The following is a 20,224-nucleotide window of genomic DNA, read 5'->3' as shown; positions in this document are numbered from 1 at the left end:
ACGCTGATTGCTGTAAATTGATAAAAGATTTAACACTTAAGTATCTATGTTAAAACTTCTTTGATGATCGTTACTATATCGTCGTTTTTAACTCAGATAAAATTCATAGAACAGAAGTACTAATAGACAGAACCAATGGGGAAATAGTTAAATCAGAAACACTTACATTCTCAGAATTTAGAATGAGAACATTAAAATATAAAGAAGAATATAGAAAAAAAATCAGTAGCCAAAGATAAAGATACTTCTCCTATTTATAAAACCTACAAGGGCAAAAACGATTATTTATTTAAGCAACAATATATGAGCTATTTTAATTATCACGCCAAAGCCAAGCAGCTAATCAAAGATGGTTTTCTCATTCGCTACGAATTTGTAGACAACTGGAACGGCATTAAACCGGCATTGGTATTGTATTTCACCAATTCCAAGCCGATGCCGATCCGAGAATATCGCTGGGAGGAGTATTTACCTTTGCTGCCATCTTTAGATTAAAATCATTGTGCCAACCTGATCTCGCTACCAATGAGTGTGAATCATTTTGTTGTCTACAACATTTATTACTCATATCAGCTCAACTGTAACCATTTTGGTGCAAAGATAATCATCTATACAGGATATAAGAGAATTGCAAGGATTGGGTAAATCAAATAACAAACTAAAAGAAAAGTTTTAATTGCATTAGGTTTCGTCACTTCTCCAAAACTAATGGAAGATATTTATTCCTTTTTCATCTACCAGAAAACTCTGACGCATTAGCGGTAATAATAAAAAAATATTTAACTGAATAATATTTTGAGAACAAGATAAACAAAAAGGTGGCTAGCTCGGATCAGATCAAAATGGGCCACCTTTCGATTGCAACAGCAGTCAATATTCAGCTGGGTTTCTTACTTCTTCAATATTGTCTTCTGTCCCCATCATCAAACTGAGATTCACGATTACTTGGGCGCATAATCTGCACCAAAATATTGCTGGCTGATTTTAGCCAATTTACCATTTTGGATAATTTTCTTGATTCCCTGATTGATGTCCTGCGTCAGCTCAGCACCCTGATTGCCTTTACTGACCAGCAAATAACTGTATGGCGAGCCAATACGATCATTATCTTCCTTACTTAATTCAATCACCTTGAGTTTCAACTGATATTGCTTGATAAATTGTTCCAGCATCGCCCGATCTATAAGCTGAAAATCATATTTGCCATTGGCGACATTTTGCAGCACTGGCAGCAGATCGGCTTCACTGTATTGAATATTAACTGGATTATCCTGATTACTTTGATTGAAGTTTTCCAAAGCCGTGGTGTAATTCAATCCAGGTGGTGTTTCTGTGGATTTACCTTTTAAATCCTGAAAACTTTTGATACTCTGATCGTCCTCTCTCACCGCAATCACATATTGATTGACAAAAATCGGATCGGTATAAAAGTACTTTTCCTTACGCTGTTCATTCATGGCAAAATTATTGGCGCCAACCTGATAACGATCTGAGTCCAGTCCGGCCAATACTGAAGGAAATTCAGTGATTTCAAAACTAATACTGTACTGCGGCAATTCAGCAAAAATCGCTTTGGCCACATCGATATCATAGCCGCTCAATTCCCCCTGATTATTAACCGTCACAAATGGGCTGGGTGAACCAGAAGTGGCAATCACCACATGTTTTTTGCCATCCGTTTCAACCTGTTTTTGCTGTGCATCACAGCCACTAACCATTAATATTGCGCTCAACAACAATGTATATATGCGTCGGATATGCATGATTTCTCCTTAATTACATCTCATAATTTTTGCTTTGAACACCTAAATAAAACCCATTTCGCGCATGGCTGCATGGTGATCATCGCCATAAAGCACCAACCCCGTTTTCATTAAGCTAAATCCCAGCCGTTGATAAAATTGCACCGTTTGCGGATGGGTATAAAGAATGATATTGCAATGTTTTACCTGATCCACCAGCTTTTCAATAATCAGACGACCATATTGCTGTCCATGTAAATGTTCCGCCAGTGCCACATTATAAATAGCGGCCTGACACACGCCGTCTGACAGTGCCCGCCCAACGCCCACAACCTGTTTTTGCTGCAATAGAAAAACCACCGCATAACTGCGGCTAAACACCAGTTGCTGCGTTTCTGCATCTAAATCACTCAAGCCGTAAAACTGCAAAAGTTCTGCTACCTGCTGCCAATTAATATCCTGACAATGTTGCTGCACAATAATATCCATCTCTCACCTCCATTTTTAATGGTTATATCTGATAATCGGCAGCTGATAAGCCATGGTAGCGCGCTAAAAAAGCCTTGGTACGCTGATGTTTAGGATGAACAAATACCTCCTCAGGTGTGCCATCTTCAATAATTTGTCCTTGATCCAGAAACAGCACCCGCGTAGCAATCTCATACACAAAACTCATTTCATGCGAGACCAGAATCATGGTATTTCCGGCTATAGCGGCTTGCTTAATGGTGGCCAATACCTCGCCAACCAACTCTGGATCCAAGGCCGAGGTTGGCTCGTCTAACAGCAACACTTTTGGATCCATCGCTAAGGCTCTGGCAATGGCTACCCGCTGCTGTTGTCCGCCAGACAATTGTTTCGGATAATGCCCAACCCGATCTTCCAACCCGACCTGACGCAGTTTTGCCAAAGCAATCTCCTGCGCCTCTTGGTGCTGATATTTTTTCACCACCAGCAATCCTTCCATGACATTTTCCAATGCCGTTTTTTGCTGAAAAAGATTAAATTGCTGGAACACCATTGCTGATTGCTGGCGAAATTGCACCAGTTCATTCTTTTTCACTCGTCGCGCATCTATCTGCACCTGATTTATGCTGATCAACCCTTGCTGAGGTTGCTCCAGTAAGTTGAGACAGCGTAATAAGGTTGATTTTCCTGCTCCGGATGCACCAATAATTGCAACAATTTCATGTTGTTTAACCGAAAAATTCAGTTGCTTTAGTACTTGATGTTGCTGATAAGCAAGACTGAGGTCATGCACATGAATCATATAAGCTTACCTTTACGATAACTGGGTATCCCCGGGCTATCTGGAATCGCCATGCGCTTTTCCCAGTATCTAACGCCCAGTTCGATGATGACCGTTAGCAGCCAATAAATTAAAGCCAGTGATATATAAACTTCAAAATAGCGATAATTATTGCCAGCCAAAATTTTGCCTCTGGCGGTCATCTCGACAACTGAACAGACAAACGCCAGCGATGTACCTTTCAACAGACCGATCAGTGCATTGCCCAAATTCGGTAATGCCATTACAAAAGCTTCTGGAATCACAATGCGCCGTAATACTTGCGTATAAGTCATGCCCAGTGATTGCGCCGCCTCAATCTGTCCTTTACTCACTGATTGCAAAGCAGCGCGTAACGTTTCCGAATTGTAGGCAGCCTCGTTAAGCGAAAAAGCCACCAGCACAAACAGCAGCGACGGTATGGCGTTGATATTGAAACTGGTGTGGCAGAATTCATTCAGATAGCGCAACAATACCGGCACACCGTAATAACTCAGATAAAGCTGTACCAATAATGGCGTGCCCCTGACAAAGGAAACAAACAACGTAGTTAACTGATAGAGCACCGCAACACGATTGATCCTGATGATGGCCAGCACTAACCCCAGCATCACCCCCAACACCATCGCCAGTACAGTGATCAACAATGTCACCGGCAGATAAGCCAACAAGGCTGGGATTTGAGTAAAAATTAATTTGATATCAATGATATTTGCCATCTTGACCTACCTTGCTGTGACCGCCTCATAACTGAAACTGCTTATCGCGTTGATGGGCAGTCTGCCAGATACTGACATCAGGACCTAAAGGCAGAATGTCATAAGGATTATTGCCATGACTGCCTAACCAATAACCCTGTTTAATCGCCTGAAAATCAGTACTTTCCGCAAAGGCCGGCATCTGATAGAGCTCACGAGCATATGCCCATAAATTAGGAAAATCGGTTAGCCGGTTGCGATTGGTTTTAAAAACCGAATAGTAGGCAACATCAAACCGTGCCAAAGTGACATACAAGCGGATATCCGCATCAGTTAGCTGATCACCAAACAGATAACGCGAACGACTTAACCGCTCTTCGAGCTGGTCGAGCCGGTTAAATACCAGATGATAAGCATCTTCATATGCCTGCTGTGATTGCGCAAAGCCCGCTTTATAAACCCCATTATTCAGCTCATCAAACAAAACCTGATTAAATTGCCGAATATCCTCGCGTAAATGCTCTGGAAATAAATCTGGAGCTTGGGGTTTATGCAATGGTTTAAACACCGTTTCCCAGTAATAAGTCAGATTGAAATAATCATTATTCACCACCTTACCCTGCTTAATATCCACCACAGCCGGCACCGTAGCGCGTCCGCTATACTCTGGATCGGAGCGGGCATAAATTTCTGGCAGATAGCGGATACCTAATACCGGATCAACCCCATTCGGATCCAAGGAAAATTCCCAACCATTGGCCGTTCGCACCGGACTGGCTTGACCAATACTGATCACCTCCTCCAGCCCCAGCAATTTAATGGCAATCACCGAACGATGCGCCCATGGGCACACCGCTGACCACAACAATCGATATCGTCCTGCTTCTACAGGTAACATGCCAGCGTCATTACCAAATGGTGTCGTAAAATGATTCTGCTGCCGGTTAAATTTTCCATCTTCCCCAATTTCTTTAACGTCCTCAGACGTGACAATTTTGCCTATAGACATACCTTCATTCCTTCTTATTAGACTTATTAATTAATGAAACTAAACTTTTCTTAGCTCAATCTATCACTAATTATTTGGTTCATTAAATACCAAAAAAACATATTGATATAATTGCCACTTATATAATGTTTTGGTGTTTCAATAGCTTATGCAGAAGAAAATATAGATGAAGGTTTTGCTGAGCAAAAGTTGCAATGCAGAGAAAACGCAAAGACAGATTTTAGACAGACCATAGACAAAATAAAGACAAACTCAGGTAACAACTATCATGCAAATCAGATGATGCAGCGCGAGGGGTGCTTTAAACCATAAGCATGATTTGCACAAGATCATCAATAAATAATGTTATTTTACACAATGATTTACCTCTGCACTGCTTTTCATTCTTTACATTATTACCTCTTTTATGTCAGGCTTAGCCATTCGGTTATTTGCTCAACTTTTTTAATATGCACACCCGCCAATTTTTATCTTTATACGGTTCGATTTTTTTCTTGTTTTCTGGCTATGGTCTGTTTCTAAATTCCGCCGGGGTCAAGCTTACCCAGATGGGCGTCAATAATATCACCATCGGGATTTTGAATGCTGCTTTCTTTATTGGCGGTACCGTATCCGCCATCGTTTCTCACCGCATTATTTCCCGCGTCGGGCATATTCGCAGCTTCAGTGTATTTGGCTCACTCTTTGCCATGGCTGCCTTAGCGCACCTCATGGTCGAACAATTATGGATGTGGGGAATATTACGTGCTGTGCTGGGTTTCTGTCATTACAGCTTACTGATGGTAGTAGAAAGCTGGTTCACCGCGCGCAGTGTGCCACAAACCCGTGCCAAAATTTTGGCTATCTATGAAGTCATCTATTACGCGTCTTCTGCCACCAGCGTGCTGTTGCTCAGCTTGAACATGTCCAGTAACAACATCTTTACTCTGGCCGCCATTTTGGTCATCACCGCTACATTACCGGTTGGATTGACCAAAATGCAGCAACCGGATATTCCCAGCCGCGAACGCATCAGCCTCCCCCATGTCTTATCCATCCTGCCACTGGCATGGATGTCCTGCTTTATGGCCGGTATCTTCATCAACGGTTTCTTTACCATGGGCTCAGTATTTATGCTGCGTCTGGGGTATAGCCTGCCTAAAGTATCGCTATTTTTAGGTTCTGCCATGATAGGTGGCTTCACCATCCAGCTATTTATAGCTTGGCTATCTAATACCTTTGGTCGAGCCCGTACTATCTTCGGCTGCGCCACCGTAGCAGCAATTGCCGCTGTCACCGGCATGATTTTACTCATCGTCCTGCCGGATAATATTTGGGCACAATGTGTGATTGCACTGGCTATCGGCTGCAGCGGGTTCCCACTGTATGCACTTGGATTGGCGCGCGCCAATGATGTTTTACCAACCAATATGAATACTGTAGAAGTTAACCGCTGTCTGTTATTTGTGTATGGTCTTGGCTCACTGGTGGCACCACTAATCATGGGCTTATTGATGCAACTGTTTAATCATTACGGCTTTTACAGCGTTTATGCCATTATTGCCACCATTCTGGCGGTTTATGCGTTTATGCAGCCTTCGGTGCCGATCACCGAACGCAGCATCTATGTTCCCGTATCCGGCAATGTAGGTCCCATGACCGCAGAACTGGATCCGCGCAACAATGAAGAAACCGATAAACCTTTTGACGTCCACCGTGCAGAACAGCATATTCAGCACGCCCAACATGAGGCAGAAGTTGGCCCGCAGCACACCGATAAAACCGAAGAATAAGCACAGTTGTTTATACTGCTGCTACTGCAATGTTGTTTAAAACATGAGCAACATCGGTTCAGATAGCAAATGAAAATATGTCTGCCATGCATGTGATGCAGCATGCATGGCAGATTATCTGGCATCAATGACTCATATTCAGTGATTAGCCGATTAATCCGCACCAAGGTTTAAAAAACCAAACATGATAAAATAAACAATCAGTAATTGGTTCATCCTAAATACACCGTTACTGACCACGAATACCGTTTATCATCCATTGCATATGGGGAAACATTGATGATCGCTTTGATCCAACGCGTTAAACAAGCCAGCGTTACCGTAGACGAACAAATTATCGGACAGATTAATCATGGACTGCTCATTTTACTTGGAGTAGAACAAAGTGATGATGAACAGTCAGCCAAACGTTTGTGCGACAAAGTCCTTAACTATCGAATATTCAGTGACCATGCTGGAAAAATGAATTTGAATGTACAGCAAGCACAAGGTGAGGTGCTGGTGGTATCTCAATTTACTTTAGCCGCCGATACCAACAAAGGTACTCGCCCAAGCTTCAGTAAAGGCGCTAAACCAGAAGAAGCCAACAGACTATATGAATTTTTTGTAGATCAATGCCGGCAACAGATCCATACTGAGACCGGTCAATTCGCTGCGGAAATGCAAGTGGCATTAATCAACGATGGACCAGTTACTTTCTGGTTGCAAGCTTAATTATTAAGCAGCAATAAATATTGCATTAGCATAATAAAACCACATTAATCTCACTTTTTTTGTCCGACACAACAAACCTAGTACCGATTAATTGCGGTATGTTGTACGTATTAAAATTAAAATAAGACTCTTTTCTGCTCAACCCATCGTGTAGGTTGATTAACATTGCTCCATACCGTTGAATGGCATATGGGTCAGCAGATGCAGGTAATCAGTCACGATGGCGCCAATAATGACATGGCATAATCATGCTGCTTAAGATCACTTTATGCTGGCTTACACCCTAAATATTTCGGTGGCGGCCGTGTTTAACTATTTGAAAGCACCGTCAGATAAAATCAGTCTACAGTACCCTCTATAGCGGATGTTTGCATGAAACAATCATTGAACCTCTAGTCTAAAATACCGCCTAATCATCTATGTAAATAATACCGCGTTGATACTATGGTTTACATTTCAGCGCCGGCATGCAGCATCTTGCCTTAGCGCTTTAATCCATTTGGATGGACGACGTCCCCAAGCCATACAAGGTTTTTCAATATAATAATAAGTTAAGCAACAAACAAGTAACAAAAGCAACAAAACGGCCGTGCTGCATACAGTGTATTGGGTACGGGATAAGGTTAATTGTTGAAGTTGGATATATTTATTTAAGCCAAACCAGGCAATTCCATGGAGCAAATAAATGCTGTAACTGGCAGCGCCTAAACGCACAAATGCTTTTGCGCGTAATAAACCAAAAATATCTCCACCCATGGCAATCAAGATAAATAATATCGCCATGACCGGCAAATAAACCATATTGTAGATATCGTCGGCAGCGGCAAACATAAATAAAATGGCCAGCACAATACCTAAATCACATCCCTTTTTGGAAATAACAATTTTTGGGGCTAACTCTTTGGCTACAGCGCCAATAGTAAAAAATGAAATTAACACAGACCAGAAACCGCGATGAAGCGAAACAAAATAGATGCAGATGAATAAAATAGCCAGAGCAAGCTTAATAATACCTATCTTATCGCGAATCAGAAAAAGAACCGGTAAAGAGAAATAAAATGCCCACTCCCAGAATAATGTCCATGTCACCCCAGCATTAATCAAGTAAGAATCAGGGAAGCCAAATAAAGTGGGTTTTTGACCAATAATCCCCAGATCAAACCATAAATAAATTTGATTTAATGTGGATTGAATATCCAAAGTCTGAATATGGTTTCTTTGTAAATAAAACGCAATAACAATACAACATATCGATGATAATAAAAATATTGGTGCAATGCGATAAAAACGCTTTTGATAAAACAGTAGCCATGATTTTGGCTGCACACTTGCAAAAAGATATCCGGAAATCATAAAGAAAAGCGCAACCCCAAAAGACCCCATTTTAATGAAGACCGGATATTCTGCTATCGATTCCCACGACCACACTTTGCCTTGAAAATAAGCGTAGCTATATGGATAGTGAGAAAATACCACTAATAAAGCCAAAAAACAGCGTAAACCATCCAAATGTTCATCTCTAAATTTGGCATTGCTTTTATGATCTAAAAATTGAAACAGTCTGGTTCTGAATAGGACCCAAATTAAACAGAGCAGCGCCAACACCCATAACATTAATTTATGTTGAACTAACATGTGTAAACATTCATTTTGTATAATAACTCTTTGTATTGTAAACTATAATTAATTTTTTTGACAAAATTTAAATTATTTTTCTGTTAAATGAGTTATTCACAAAATTCAACCCCACAAATATCGACTATTTGTAGGGTTGGTGTATAGCGCAAGGTATTTAAAATTTCATGCCAATGGAAGGGAACGAAGTACGCATAATTTCATGCAGTTTTTCAGCCGAAGCCGCCATCAATGCCTGTTCACGGGCATTTAAAGGGATTTCAATCACCTGTCGGATGCCTTGACGATCCAAAACGGCAGGGGTACCGATAAAAATATCCTTAATGCCATACTGACCATTAAGATACGCTGAAACAGGCAACACCACACCTTCATCATTGAGTAAGGCCTTACATAAGCGGGCCAGTGCCGTACCAATACCGTAATAAGTGGCCCCCTTCAAACGAATAATTTCATAAGCAGCATTAACCACATCATTCTGAATATTGTCTAGTTTTTCCTGAGTAATGGCACTATTGGTTTTCATCCATTCATCCATGGTTTTCCCGCCCACACTCAGATGCGACCAGCCAGCAAAACCAGAATCACCATGCTCGCCCAGCATGTAGCCATTCACGCTATTCGGACTGACATCGAGTAGCGCCGCTACCTGTTTGCACAGTCGGGATGAGTCTAGAGACGTGCCGGAACCAATCACCCGCTCAACCGGAAATCCAGACAATTTCCATGTTAAATAGGTCAAAATATCTACCGGATTAGAGGCGAGCAGAAAAATACCATTAAAACCAGATTCCATCACTTGAGTCACAATGCTTTTGGTAATTTGCAAATTGCGACTAATCAAATCAATCCGACTTTCTCCAGGCTTTTGCGCTGCTCCGGCCGTCAGCACCACAATATCCGCATCTGCCGCATCCTTATAATCACCTGCATAAATTTTTTTCGGATCAGTAAAGCGCAGCGCGTCAGTTAAATCCAATGCGTTGCCCTCTGCCCGATCTCTGGCCACATCAACAATCACCAGTTCCTGACCTACCCCCAGCAGAGTACTGGCGTAAGCAAAAGTTGCACCGACAGCACCGGTACCAATCAGTACAATTTTATGATGGTTTTTAGTATTCGTAGACTGTGACATCATCAACCTCATTTCTTAGCTTTGTAGAAGAAATCTAATCTAATTTATGCTAAAAATTGTACCAAAACAAATTAAATTATTTAAATTCAACTTCTTAATTTACAATATTTAATTTATCTTTATCATTAATAAACACTTTATCGGCATAGAAATTCCATTTTAAAGATTCTGCGTTGATGAAGCACAAAATGCACCTGTGAATGATTGACTAACTGGCCTAGCCCATTAAGTAGAATCAGCCTGAGGGAGCATCGAGATTTATTTCTGCATTGAATCAGCCCATCCAATTTCGATTTATTTCTGCAATATCAACATTTTTTTGGCATATTCATTAATAACGTTTATGCTGTTATGGTTTTCCTAACGATCTTCACTTCATCCCACCACTGCATACACATCTATTTCTCCCGATTTGCACTTTTTTATTAGCCATGGATCAATGCCCATTTCCGATAAATCGCTTGCTTCACCTCTTGCTGTGCTGCCAGTATTAAACCCGCATAGCTAGATACTGTTTGCATGTTAGACCAATTATGGATTAATGAGTGACCCATCATCGCGATATTAATCAAAGGATATTGATAAAAAAATGATGGTGATTAGTTTGAGAAAGTTTTGAAATTTCACGCGGAGTGAATTTAATACCTCATTTAAGCACCATTGGCTTGATGCTCAATCATTGAGGCAGTGATCAGCTTCAAGCACGGATCATCATTATTACTCAATTCAGCTATATTAGGTATTTTCTGATTGGCGCATGATGAGTCACTATTGACGACAAAACCGCTCTTGTGCTGTTTGGTTTGAGATCATTAATCGAGGCATACTTGCCTGTAGCGGAATGGATGATGAGCCATAGTTTGAACAGATTTTAGTTCCAACAATATCGCCTTGTTTTAAGGAGCAAAGCTTTATACTGATGGCTTGCTGAGACAGTGTAGATAGCCATTTTGCTGCCTAAAACTGTCTCAGCTTATCTATCCATGGATAGCGGTATTCAGGCTGTTTATGATCAGGCAGATTGATGTTCAGCTTGAGCAGTCTGAGCATAATTGGCTAATCCAATTTCTTCAATCAGATCCAGCTGTGTACCAAGCCAGTCCAGATACTCTTCATTGATGTGTTTTTGTTTTTCCAGTAAATCACGAGACACGAAATCCAGTTGTGCCTCACACACAGCAATGGCATCAGTTAAGGCTAGATGTTTGGCTTGCTCGGCTTGCTGATCACACTGCAGAATTTCTACAATATTTTCACCAACCAAAATTTTGCCGTATTCTTGTAAGTTGGGTAAGCCTTCTAGCAATAAAATGCGTTCGATCAAATCATCAGCCGTTTTCATGTCACGAATAGATTGTTTATACATGACTGCGCCCAGTTTACCGAATCCCCAATTTTTCAGAATACGAGCATGTAAAAAGTACTGATTGATTGAAACCAGTAACAGACCCAGATTTTTATTTAAAGCCTGTAAGGCCAGACGATCTCCCTGCATGGTCTATCCTTTCACAATTGGCTTTGCAAATAATTTTCCAAACCCATAACCTCAATTTGGTGCAATTGCTGTTCCAACCAATGGGCATGATCTTCTTCCGTATCCTGTAATTGTGTCACCAGAAATTGGCGGGTGACATAATCTTGTTCTTGTTCACACAATTTAATCGCTTGTTTGATATTTTCTCTGACCGCCAATTCGGTATCTAAATCATTTTGTAACATGCTGACTACATCGGTACCCACATTGATTGCTTCCGGTACAACAATTGGTCGACCATTTAACATCAGAATGCGATGTATAAATTGATGCGCATGCTCTGTTTCTTCCTGCATTTCGTGGTCAATGTGCTGATAAAGCTTCATATAACCCATATCTTCAAACATGCGCGAATGGGCAAAATACTGATCTCGCGCTGCCAGTTCCCCGGCGAGCAGTTTATTTAAACAATCGATGACAACTTTTTTGCCTTCCATGATCTTTCCCTTTTTAAAAACTGAAATAGACTACCTATTCAGCTTGTTTGTGCCATACTCAAATAATGAAATGGTCGATTATCTGCCCGTTGGTCTCTGTTTGAGCATATTGAAAGCAGATAATATTAAAATAAGCTATTTTTAAATTGTATGCCGACCGAATCAGGCTATTCAGTTACTGTTTCGATCGAATTTCTAAACTAGTTGTCCTGCTGAGCCAAGCGTTTATACCCCAAATGGTTCAATACATCGGCGTTAACCGCTTATTGATACTGAAATTTTGTGCCATGTTTTCTCTGTATCTTTCAGAACATAACTTGAATTTAGTTTATTTATACTACCATAAAAATATTCTTCTAATTCAATAGTTTAAATTATAATAAAAACAATTATCATCCTGATTTAGCTTTGAGTTAGCCCTTATTATATAAAGCTAAACAAAATCAAATTATTACAATAGGAATGATAATTAGTATTTGTTATCATAGACTTGAACCGATTTTCATTTATCGTGAATTAATCTTTTTTAACGTTTATTAACTTTATCAATGGTTATTTGCTGACAGAATCCTACTGCGCTGACATGATGACGTACGGGTGTGCATGCTATTGAACTTTAGTCAGGTAAGGAAGATATTTGATTCATCTTTGGGTTTATAGTTTACCTATAGCCATCATTATCTGCATCACCACCACAATAACAATATTAATCAGCGCAATGGTGATAGGTAACAACCATAACCAGCTCTTTTTTGCTCGGGTAAAATAGCCAAAATACGATGCGATTAAGACTATTACATTACATAGGGCATAAAAATGAAGGAGAACAACGCCAACAGGAGCATCAGGTGGAGCCTCTCTATTCATCCAAAGGTAAAATATCAATCCCAATATTTGTACTATTAATATCGTAGTGGGAATGAGAAGTTTATTCATATAAGTTGGCTGATTACTCATGTTCGGGTCGTGGTCATCCTTATGCGACCATTTTTCTCAGTCAGAAGCCAGAAGTTAAGCATTTAAAATGAGCTTATACTCCAATGCTTGTCATACCTTTGCTTTAAAAGTGATGTTCCTATCACTTAACCTTCCCCAATTTTATACTAAAATTATCAACTATTTAAGCACTTTTTCTTTCTGTGTATCAGCTTCTTTCTTAGCATGGCCATATGGAGCATGTTTTTATCAAGACCAGCCTATTTTTAATTTATTCTTTTACTCACTAGAGCGTAAAAAAGCCTGCACTGAATAAATCAGGTTACCGATACTTAGCAGCCTTGTTCTTTTGTTGATTACACTGGGCTTATTCTAAGCACCGGATCAACTCTGATAAATGGGTATAGTTGATTTGAGTTTAGAAGACACAATAAAAAACTGAATTCTGGATGAAATAGAATTCAGTTGATCAAATTGACTGAAATGCTGTGACAAATACCACTAGCCGAGCAGCAATTTGATTTGACTCAGATAATATTGATTATGTGCGTTACAGGACGATACCGCCTGTTATGCCATATACCTGTGCAGTGACATAGCTGGAATCCTCAGACATCAGGAATACATAGGTTGATGCCAATTCAGCCGGTTGTCCCGCACGACCTAACACAGATTCACTCTGACCAAATTTAGGAATTGCTTCTGGTGGCTGACCGCCAGTGATTTCCAAAGCTGTCCAGATTGGACCCGGAGCAACTGAATTGACGCGAATACCTTTGGCAGCCAGTTGTTTGGCCAAAGCTTGAGTGAATGCCACAATCGCCGCTTTGGTAGAAGCATAATCGACCAGATTAGGACTGGGTTCATAAGCTTGAACGGAGCTAGTGGTCACAATGGTGGCGCCTTCAGGTAAATGCGGCATTGCTGCTTGGATCACCCAGAATAAAGAGAACACATTAATTTCAAATGTTTTTCTTAGCTGCTCTGTTGAAATATCGCAGAATCGTTCTACCGCAGTTTGTTTGCCGGCCACCAAGGTGAGGCCATCAAGACCACCAAGTTCTTTGTGCGCTTTTTCTACGAGTTGTTTACAGAAATGTTCGCTGCTTAAATCACCCGGAATACAAACCACTTTGCGACCAGCTTGTTTAACCAGTTCGGCAACCTGTTTGGCATCTTCCTCTTCTTCTGGCAAATAAGTTAAAGCAACATCGGCTCCTTCACGCGCATAGGCAATGGCGGCGGCACGACCAATACCAGAATCCGCACCGGTCACCAATATTTTTCGTCCGTGCAGACGTTCATGTCCTTGATAGCTTTTTTCGCCACAGTCAGGCACCGGATCCATTTTGCATTGCAAGCCTGGCGCAGGTTGGTGTTGCTTGGAAAAATCTGCATGATAATATTTGGTTCTTGGATTTTCTAAACTTTGATGTTTCATATACATCTCCTTGCTTAACAGTGTGTTATATTTTTAAAACAGCAAAATCATCATACGACAGAAAATTTTCCAAGCAAAGCAAATTCACCTCATTTAATGACAAATGAGTGGTTAAAGTTTATTAATTTCATTGGCTTAGATATTATTAAACAAATTATGACATTTAATAATAAAAAGCAACTGAATTGATCGATAATATGCAAACAAGTTACAAAAATTAATCAAATACAATAATCATTAAAATTTATAATTGTAGGAAGCTCCGAATATATGCGCATAGGAACGATAGTTTGCTTCACCCAATACATTACTGGAGACATGCATGCCTTGATCCTGTTGCCGCATATGTGTTCTTTGAATATGCAGATAGGTGTAAGACAAAGCCCATGACTGATGCTTATCCACATCGTATTTCATGCCTGCGCCAAATAACCAGCGATTGCCATCCGGTATCGTAGACAGGCGCGTAGATGAGCTACGCACAGGAGATTGATCGTAATTTACCCCAAAACGCCATTGTAATTGCGAATTTTGCTGATAGGACGCGCCCACACCTACCGCTAGCGTATCACGCCAGTTGGTGAAAATATGGGTGGTATCGGAGGTGATGCCATGATGCTGGTCAATAGATTTATTATTTTCAAATTTAATATCCAGATCATGTAACCGGGAAGAACGTGTCCAACTCACGTTACCAAACACCTTCCATTGTGGATTCACTGTCCACATACCATGTAATGACACCACTTCTGGTGTGGTTATCTGTACGCCAGCAGCTTCGATTGGCTTATAACCAAACTGATCAAACAATGGGGCATATTTCTTGGCATAGGCACCCACCGGTTGCCAGCGAGCTGTACCGCGCAAGTGATGGTTAATTTTAGAACGGTAGCTTAAACCAACGCGCACATCCGGATTGATGTCCCATAACCAACCGGCATTGAAGCCGTAGCCCCAATCATTGCCTTTGACCGTTCCACGAGCATCAAACCCACCCGGGGCAGTCTGATGCAATATTGAGGTCGGCACACCGGCAATTGAACTTCCGACAGGGGTGAAGTCTGCATATTTTTGAATTTCCGCATGCAGGTATTGGGCGATTAACCCAACGCCGAAACGATGATGTTCATTTAATTTATAGGCCACTGTCGGATTGATGTCGATGGCTTTGACATTGGTTTTATTCACGTTATAGCGCATCACTGAATGACTGCTGTCGTTGGTTTTAGCAGCATAGGGAATATATAGACCCAGCCCTACTCCCCATTTTTCATTTAATCGGTGGGAAAAATATGCCTGAGGCACAGCCTGAACAGTATTGGAAATATTGCCACTTTGCGGTCCTTGTACGGCAGAGCCATCGCTAAAGGTGCCACGGGCATGGTTGTAATTGATGTCAGGTTTAATTAAAAACAAGTTTCCATTAATTTGCGTCCCCTCAAGATAAGCCAGACCGGCGGGATTTAGGACAATGGTGGTAGGATCTGCCGCTTCAGCTGCCGCGGCATTACCGGTTGATACAGCGGTCACCGATTGCAATCCTAGATGATAACCAGAAGCATACGCCGGAGCAGTTACCACCCAAACACCCAATTCAATCAAACACAGCTTTATCATAGCTGTTAAAGTTTTTGCCATTCTCTTGATTCTCAATATTCAGAAAATAAAAAATGACCATTCAGGTCTGAGACAATCAGAAATATATTTAATAAATCTGAAAATAGTAAAATTCGAGCTTTTATTCTAACTTAAAAAGACCTGTTCAGCGTATTATTATTCTTACAATTGTTCAGATAAATGAATTTATACAAATAGAAATACAACATAATTATGCATTTGAGGTGCCAAATAAGGAAATCTTATTTTTTTATCCAAAATTTTCTCATTTCAATTAAGCAGCATAATTTCCTTATTTAAATCAGTTTATTAAAAAATATTTTGCTTTAATAATGGCATCATTGGCGCTTAAAGTATTACATTAATTCAATTTAAATAATGATTAATAAAATGTGCTGTTTTTAGCTCACCTCATTAGCTATGCGGTAGATATGTGTTGACTTTAATGATGTGGCCAAAGAATCTTTATCGGATCCGATTTCAATATATTTATGAATTAAAATCAGCACATTCTTTTGCTCGACTTTGCTCTTTTTAATGCTTTTTAGGTAATTTAGTAAATTTGATTGCCAATAACCACGTATTGATTCATTTTTTAGCTACCGACTAAAAATGATGAATAATCAATCGCAATTAGATAATAACTTCCATTACAGGCATATGTTATTGGTATTCAGTATATTTGATGTTCAGCTAGTGTTAATGCCGTTTGAAACTCTGATTTGCGCTACATCATAGCAGTGGTTACACTTGAGACATTGTTATTGTCATCTTTCGAAAAAATGTTTCGCCGACTATTACGAACTTGGCCTATATATTTTCTGTGGTTTGATTTGGTCTATGGTTTTGTTTTGAATCTGATTGCCAGTATCAATCTGGATCATGCTCCTTTACCGACTAGTGGCTTACCGGTAGCGCCGGATATTGCCTTCAGTTGGCTGCAAGTCATCACTAACGGCGGAATGGTGTTGGTCATCAGCGTAGCTCTGTTTGTTTTGCTTCAATTAAATCGTGCGGTGATGGAACAAAAACCTTGGCCGTTTTCTCCGCTGAGAGTGGCGGCAATGATGATTATTCTGGTATTTAGTCTTCCAGCATGGTGGCAATGGGTTTGCGCTTTATGGGATTTAATGCATGGAAAATTGGTGGTAGATTGGAATAATCTTCGCTATTTGATTGTCGCTATTCTTTTGCTTTATCCGGGTTTATTATGTGTTTGGTTATTATTTGCCCGCCGGCGCCAGCCACAGCCGCCCACGCCCATTTTAGCCAACGAACTTAGCCATCATGGTAGCGACAGCGCCCATTGATAAATTCATCATTGCTTTGCTAAGTTGAGTTGGTTGCAGCCTGACGTCGACTTTAAGCAAAAAAATGAGCAATATTTTATCTATTCTTTCTAACCTAATATTTCGGCATACTGATTTGATCGTTATGTTGCGCTTTATTTGCTTTTGGCTGCTCATGATGGCGTTAGTTGGGCCGTGATTAGCCTATCAAAGGCAAAGAAATTTAGCTGCAAATATCCAATATAAACAATCAGATCACTATGCAGCAATTAAAAAAGTGCGCTGCTATTGCCCAACGGCTTTCAGATATTACCTCAAGCTATGCTGATCACAAAAAACAACCCATTTGTCCATCATTGAACATAATCGCCTGAACCATGTTCATGTCGTTTCTTCACAAGAGTCGCATAGGTTAGGTCGGGTACAAATGCGGATAAATCGTTGTGCGGATTTAAAAGCCCAGACGAGTTGCCAGCAATTGATGGAAAACAAACATTCACTGCGATGGATAAAGGGATAACAGATTCAGATGTTGAATCTGTTACTAAACCAATTAATGGTGGACTTAATCATATTGTAGCAAGAAAAAAATATACTAAACGGATCAAAGAATAGATAACATCGGATAAACAATGTTCTAATGGATAAGATAGAGAGATGAAAAATAAAATTATTTACTTTTTTATTGTTGTATTACTATCTAGTTGTAGTAATAAACAATTAAATACAGATAATGTGGAAGTTAGTTTCTTGAATGAAAAAAAGAATATTTATGAAACGGCTAAACCCATGTCACCCATCATAAAAGATGATTCCGAGAATACTTATATTTTAGATACGTTCAATGTTTTGTCTCATAAGTTAATTCTCCAATCCAAAGTTTATTTAAATCAACGAAATATCTATGAAAGAGAATTTGAAATCTCATTGATAAATAAATTGGATTATGTCATTGTCGAAATCCAAAACAGAATAGGCGTAAGCGCCTATCAACTATTTATTCGACAAAGAAATAATAAATTGGAAATTTTCCAACAAACTGGTTGGGATAGTATAGTCTTTACCATGGAAAGAGCAAAAGATGACTATAGTGCTGAAAGAGCGAATTTGATCTGCTTAAGTCAAGAGATAAAACCAATAAATGGCATCATAAAAATCCCTGATGATTTAAATTTTACCAATGAAAATACCAAAGACTGCTTTGCCTGCCCACAACAATATACTACTGAAGAATGTTTACAAACAAAACAATCGGGTGAAAAAATTTCGTTGGGAAAATAACTGATTATTGAATCATCAAACTAAAACGCAATGAAATCTATTTTAATCATATTGAACTTTTAATAATAGGATGTGCTCATCGCAACATTGCAGCTATTGATTCATTATCTGATAAAAGCGTTTGTAACAAACTTTTGATAAACTGAATTAATCAAGAATTTATTTTTTTTAGAAAGAGGTTAATTTAAATATAAAGGAACCGTTAAATTAATAGAAGATGAGGGTAATACCTCTTTGCAGATGGATTCACAAAGGACTTGATAAAAAAGATGCCAATGTTATACAGAATTATATTAATGCATTGCATGAATTCAAATTTTCAGAATGTGAGACAAGGTATTTATCCTTTATAAAGCCATAGTAAGCGAATCAAATTTGAAAAATAAGAGCTAAGAGATAGCACACATTTCTAATCCCTTATTAAGCAACAGTAAGTTAACAAAATTTGAGAAAATTAGAAAAAAATAAGAATAAATATGGTTGTTCAGGAGCAGTGAAATCTGTGGTGAAATCTGACCATTCGATTTTCAATAGCTAAATCAGGTAGAATATATGCCAGAATTTCGATTGCGGTTTTATTTTGCATGAATACACAATCCATCACTGAGCTGTTAAACCCTATTTCCATCCCGGACAGTACACGCACGCTGGGTACGGAAAAAGCTATCGATTCGGTGCGATGTGCTGAAGATGGCGTGCATCTGTCTTTGGTTTTTCCCTATCCAGTAGCGCATTTGATCGATCAGATACAACAACAGATAGACGCTGCGATAACGGCACAATTCGGTAATACACCGTTGTTTATCGATGTTCAGGTTAATGTTGCCCAACACAAGGTACAGCCGGGTGTACAAACTATTGCTGGGGTAAAAAATATTATTGCGGTTGCTTCTGGTAAAGGTGGCGTAGGCAAATCCACAACCAGCGCTAATTTGGCAATGGCCTTAAGCCGTATGGGTGCCCGTGTTGGTGTGCTCGATGCTGATATTTATGGTCCGAGTCAACCGACTATGTTGGGTGTCGCTGTGCATGAACCACGTCAACAAGATGGGAAACTGATTCCGGTTATGGCGGCTGGTGAAATTCAGGTTATGTCTGTTGGTTTTCTGGTTGATACTGATCAGGCCGTAATCTGGCGCGGTCCGATGGTCAGTCAGGCTTTGCAACAACTGTTATTTCAAAGCCAGTGGGACGACGTAGATTATTTAATCATTGATTTACCCCCAGGCACAGGCGATATTCAGCTGACTTTGGCACAGAAAATACCTGTCACCGGCGCAATCGTGGTGACCACTCCGCAGGATATAGCCCTGATTGATGCTCGCAAGGCAGTGAATATGTTTCAGAAGGTCAACATTCCTATCTTTGGCGTGCTGGAAAATATGTCGATACATATTTGTTCTGAGTGCGGTCATAGCGAAGCCATATTTGGGCAGGATGGTGGTCAACATCTGGCCGACAAACTGGGCGTACCCTTACTCGGTCAACTCCCCTTAACGCTTGGGGTGCGACAAGCCATGGATAAAGGTCATGTTAGCGAATTATTTAATCAACAACCTGCCATTGCCCACCTTTATCAACAAGCCGCATGGCAACTGGTGCAAGCCATTTCGGACACGGGCAAGGATTTCAGCCGGCGTTTTCCAAAAATCGTGGTTGAATAAATTTTTCTATCCATTGATTTGACATGAATAAC

General features: G+C 40.1%; 18 protein-coding genes. 6 read left to right on the top strand and 12 right to left on the bottom strand.

The features are described 5' to 3' along the window. Nucleotides 1-303 precede the first annotated feature (303 nt). Nucleotides 304-495 (top strand): hypothetical protein, encoded by a 192-nt coding sequence (locus tag J3U68_RS00235; RefSeq protein ID WP_267373200.1) that lies wholly within the window; start codon nucleotides 304-306, stop codon nucleotides 493-495. 446 nt (nucleotides 496-941) lie between these two features. Here the strand turns inward: J3U68_RS00235 and J3U68_RS00230 are convergent, their stop codons facing one another. Genes J3U68_RS00230 through J3U68_RS00210 form a run of 5 tightly spaced genes read right to left on the bottom strand, consistent with a single transcriptional unit; the run spans nucleotide 942 to nucleotide 4,737 of the window. After that, complete coding sequence (locus J3U68_RS00230; RefSeq protein WP_267373198.1) at nucleotides 942-1,763, bottom strand: transporter substrate-binding domain-containing protein; 822 nt, start codon at nucleotides 1,761-1,763, stop codon at nucleotides 942-944. A gap of 42 nt (nucleotides 1,764-1,805) precedes the next feature. Then, nucleotides 1,806-2,231 (bottom strand): GNAT family N-acetyltransferase, encoded by a 426-nt coding sequence (locus J3U68_RS00225; RefSeq protein ID WP_267373196.1) that lies wholly within the window; start codon nucleotides 2,229-2,231, stop codon nucleotides 1,806-1,808. A gap of 22 nt (nucleotides 2,232-2,253) precedes the next feature. Beyond that, nucleotides 2,254-3,012: an amino acid ABC transporter ATP-binding protein gene (locus J3U68_RS00220; protein WP_267373194.1), complete on the bottom strand. Its 759-nt coding sequence runs from the start codon at nucleotides 3,010-3,012 to the stop codon at nucleotides 2,254-2,256. Then, nucleotides 3,009-3,749, bottom strand: coding sequence for an amino acid ABC transporter permease (locus tag J3U68_RS00215; protein ID WP_267373192.1), 741 nt, complete (start codon nucleotides 3,747-3,749; stop codon nucleotides 3,009-3,011). Before J3U68_RS00215 ends, J3U68_RS00220 begins: the two co-directional genes overlap by 4 nt. Before the next feature lie 25 nt (nucleotides 3,750-3,774). Continuing rightward, entirely contained in the window at nucleotides 3,775-4,737 is a 963-nt protein-coding gene (locus tag J3U68_RS00210; RefSeq protein ID WP_267373190.1) for a glutathione S-transferase family protein, read from the bottom strand. Nucleotides 4,738-5,186: 449 nt separating this feature from the next. On the opposite strand from J3U68_RS00210, the gene J3U68_RS00205 reads away from it, so the two are divergent. Together J3U68_RS00205 and dtd are read left to right on the top strand one after the other, a co-directional pair. Then, nucleotides 5,187-6,509 carry an MFS transporter gene (locus J3U68_RS00205; RefSeq protein WP_267373188.1) on the top strand — a complete coding sequence of 441 codons (1,323 nt, stop codon included), beginning with the start codon at nucleotides 5,187-5,189 and terminating at the stop codon, nucleotides 6,507-6,509. 279 nt (nucleotides 6,510-6,788) lie between these two features. After that, nucleotides 6,789-7,223, top strand: coding sequence for a D-aminoacyl-tRNA deacylase (dtd, locus tag J3U68_RS00200; protein ID WP_267373186.1), 435 nt, complete (start codon nucleotides 6,789-6,791; stop codon nucleotides 7,221-7,223). A gap of 456 nt (nucleotides 7,224-7,679) precedes the next feature. On the opposite strand, the gene J3U68_RS00195 is transcribed toward dtd, so the two are convergent. From J3U68_RS00195 to J3U68_RS00165, 7 genes are all read right to left on the bottom strand, one after another. Next, complete coding sequence (locus tag J3U68_RS00195; protein WP_267373185.1) at nucleotides 7,680-8,858, bottom strand: acyltransferase family protein; 1,179 nt, start codon at nucleotides 8,856-8,858, stop codon at nucleotides 7,680-7,682. A 157-nt stretch (nucleotides 8,859-9,015) separates the two neighbouring features. After that, nucleotides 9,016-9,993 (bottom strand): L-lactate dehydrogenase, encoded by a 978-nt coding sequence (locus J3U68_RS00190; protein WP_267373183.1) that lies wholly within the window; start codon nucleotides 9,991-9,993, stop codon nucleotides 9,016-9,018. 1,012 nt (nucleotides 9,994-11,005) lie between these two features. Further along, the gene (gene bfr / locus J3U68_RS00185) at nucleotides 11,006-11,488 is read right to left on the bottom strand and encodes a bacterioferritin (RefSeq protein WP_267373181.1); all 483 of its coding nucleotides are present in this window, start codon (nucleotides 11,486-11,488) and stop codon (nucleotides 11,006-11,008) included. 11 nt (nucleotides 11,489-11,499) lie between these two features. Further along, complete coding sequence (gene bfr, locus J3U68_RS00180; RefSeq protein ID WP_267373179.1) at nucleotides 11,500-11,964, bottom strand: bacterioferritin; 465 nt, start codon at nucleotides 11,962-11,964, stop codon at nucleotides 11,500-11,502. A 654-nt stretch (nucleotides 11,965-12,618) separates the two neighbouring features. Then, complete coding sequence (locus J3U68_RS00175) at nucleotides 12,619-12,900, bottom strand: hypothetical protein (protein WP_267373177.1); 282 nt, start codon at nucleotides 12,898-12,900, stop codon at nucleotides 12,619-12,621. Between the two features lie 550 nt (nucleotides 12,901-13,450). Beyond that, nucleotides 13,451-14,341, bottom strand: a complete 891-nt coding sequence (locus J3U68_RS00170; RefSeq protein WP_267373175.1) for an SDR family oxidoreductase — start codon at nucleotides 14,339-14,341, stop codon at nucleotides 13,451-13,453. Nucleotides 14,342-14,578: 237 nt separating this feature from the next. Then, complete coding sequence (locus J3U68_RS00165) at nucleotides 14,579-15,979, bottom strand: OmpP1/FadL family transporter (protein WP_267373173.1); 1,401 nt, start codon at nucleotides 15,977-15,979, stop codon at nucleotides 14,579-14,581. A 701-nt stretch (nucleotides 15,980-16,680) separates the two neighbouring features. On the opposite strand from J3U68_RS00165, the gene J3U68_RS00160 reads away from it, so the two are divergent. From J3U68_RS00160 to apbC, 3 genes are all read left to right on the top strand, one after another. Then, nucleotides 16,681-17,268: a hypothetical protein gene (locus tag J3U68_RS00160; RefSeq protein ID WP_267373171.1), complete on the top strand. Its 588-nt coding sequence runs from the start codon at nucleotides 16,681-16,683 to the stop codon at nucleotides 17,266-17,268. 636 nt (nucleotides 17,269-17,904) lie between these two features. After that, nucleotides 17,905-18,528, top strand: a complete 624-nt coding sequence (locus J3U68_RS00155) for a hypothetical protein (RefSeq protein ID WP_267373169.1) — start codon at nucleotides 17,905-17,907, stop codon at nucleotides 18,526-18,528. Between the two features lie 584 nt (nucleotides 18,529-19,112). After that, entirely contained in the window at nucleotides 19,113-20,192 is a 1,080-nt protein-coding gene (gene apbC, locus J3U68_RS00150) for an iron-sulfur cluster carrier protein ApbC (protein WP_267373167.1), read from the top strand. Nucleotides 20,193-20,224 lie beyond the last annotated feature (32 nt).

Origin of the sequence: Snodgrassella sp. B3882, assembly GCF_026535915.1 — a bacterium.
Classification (GTDB): domain Bacteria; phylum Pseudomonadota; class Gammaproteobacteria; order Burkholderiales; family Neisseriaceae; genus Snodgrassella.
The sequence above is the reverse complement of the archived record's forward strand: the minus strand, read 5'-3'. Positions and strand labels throughout refer to the sequence as shown.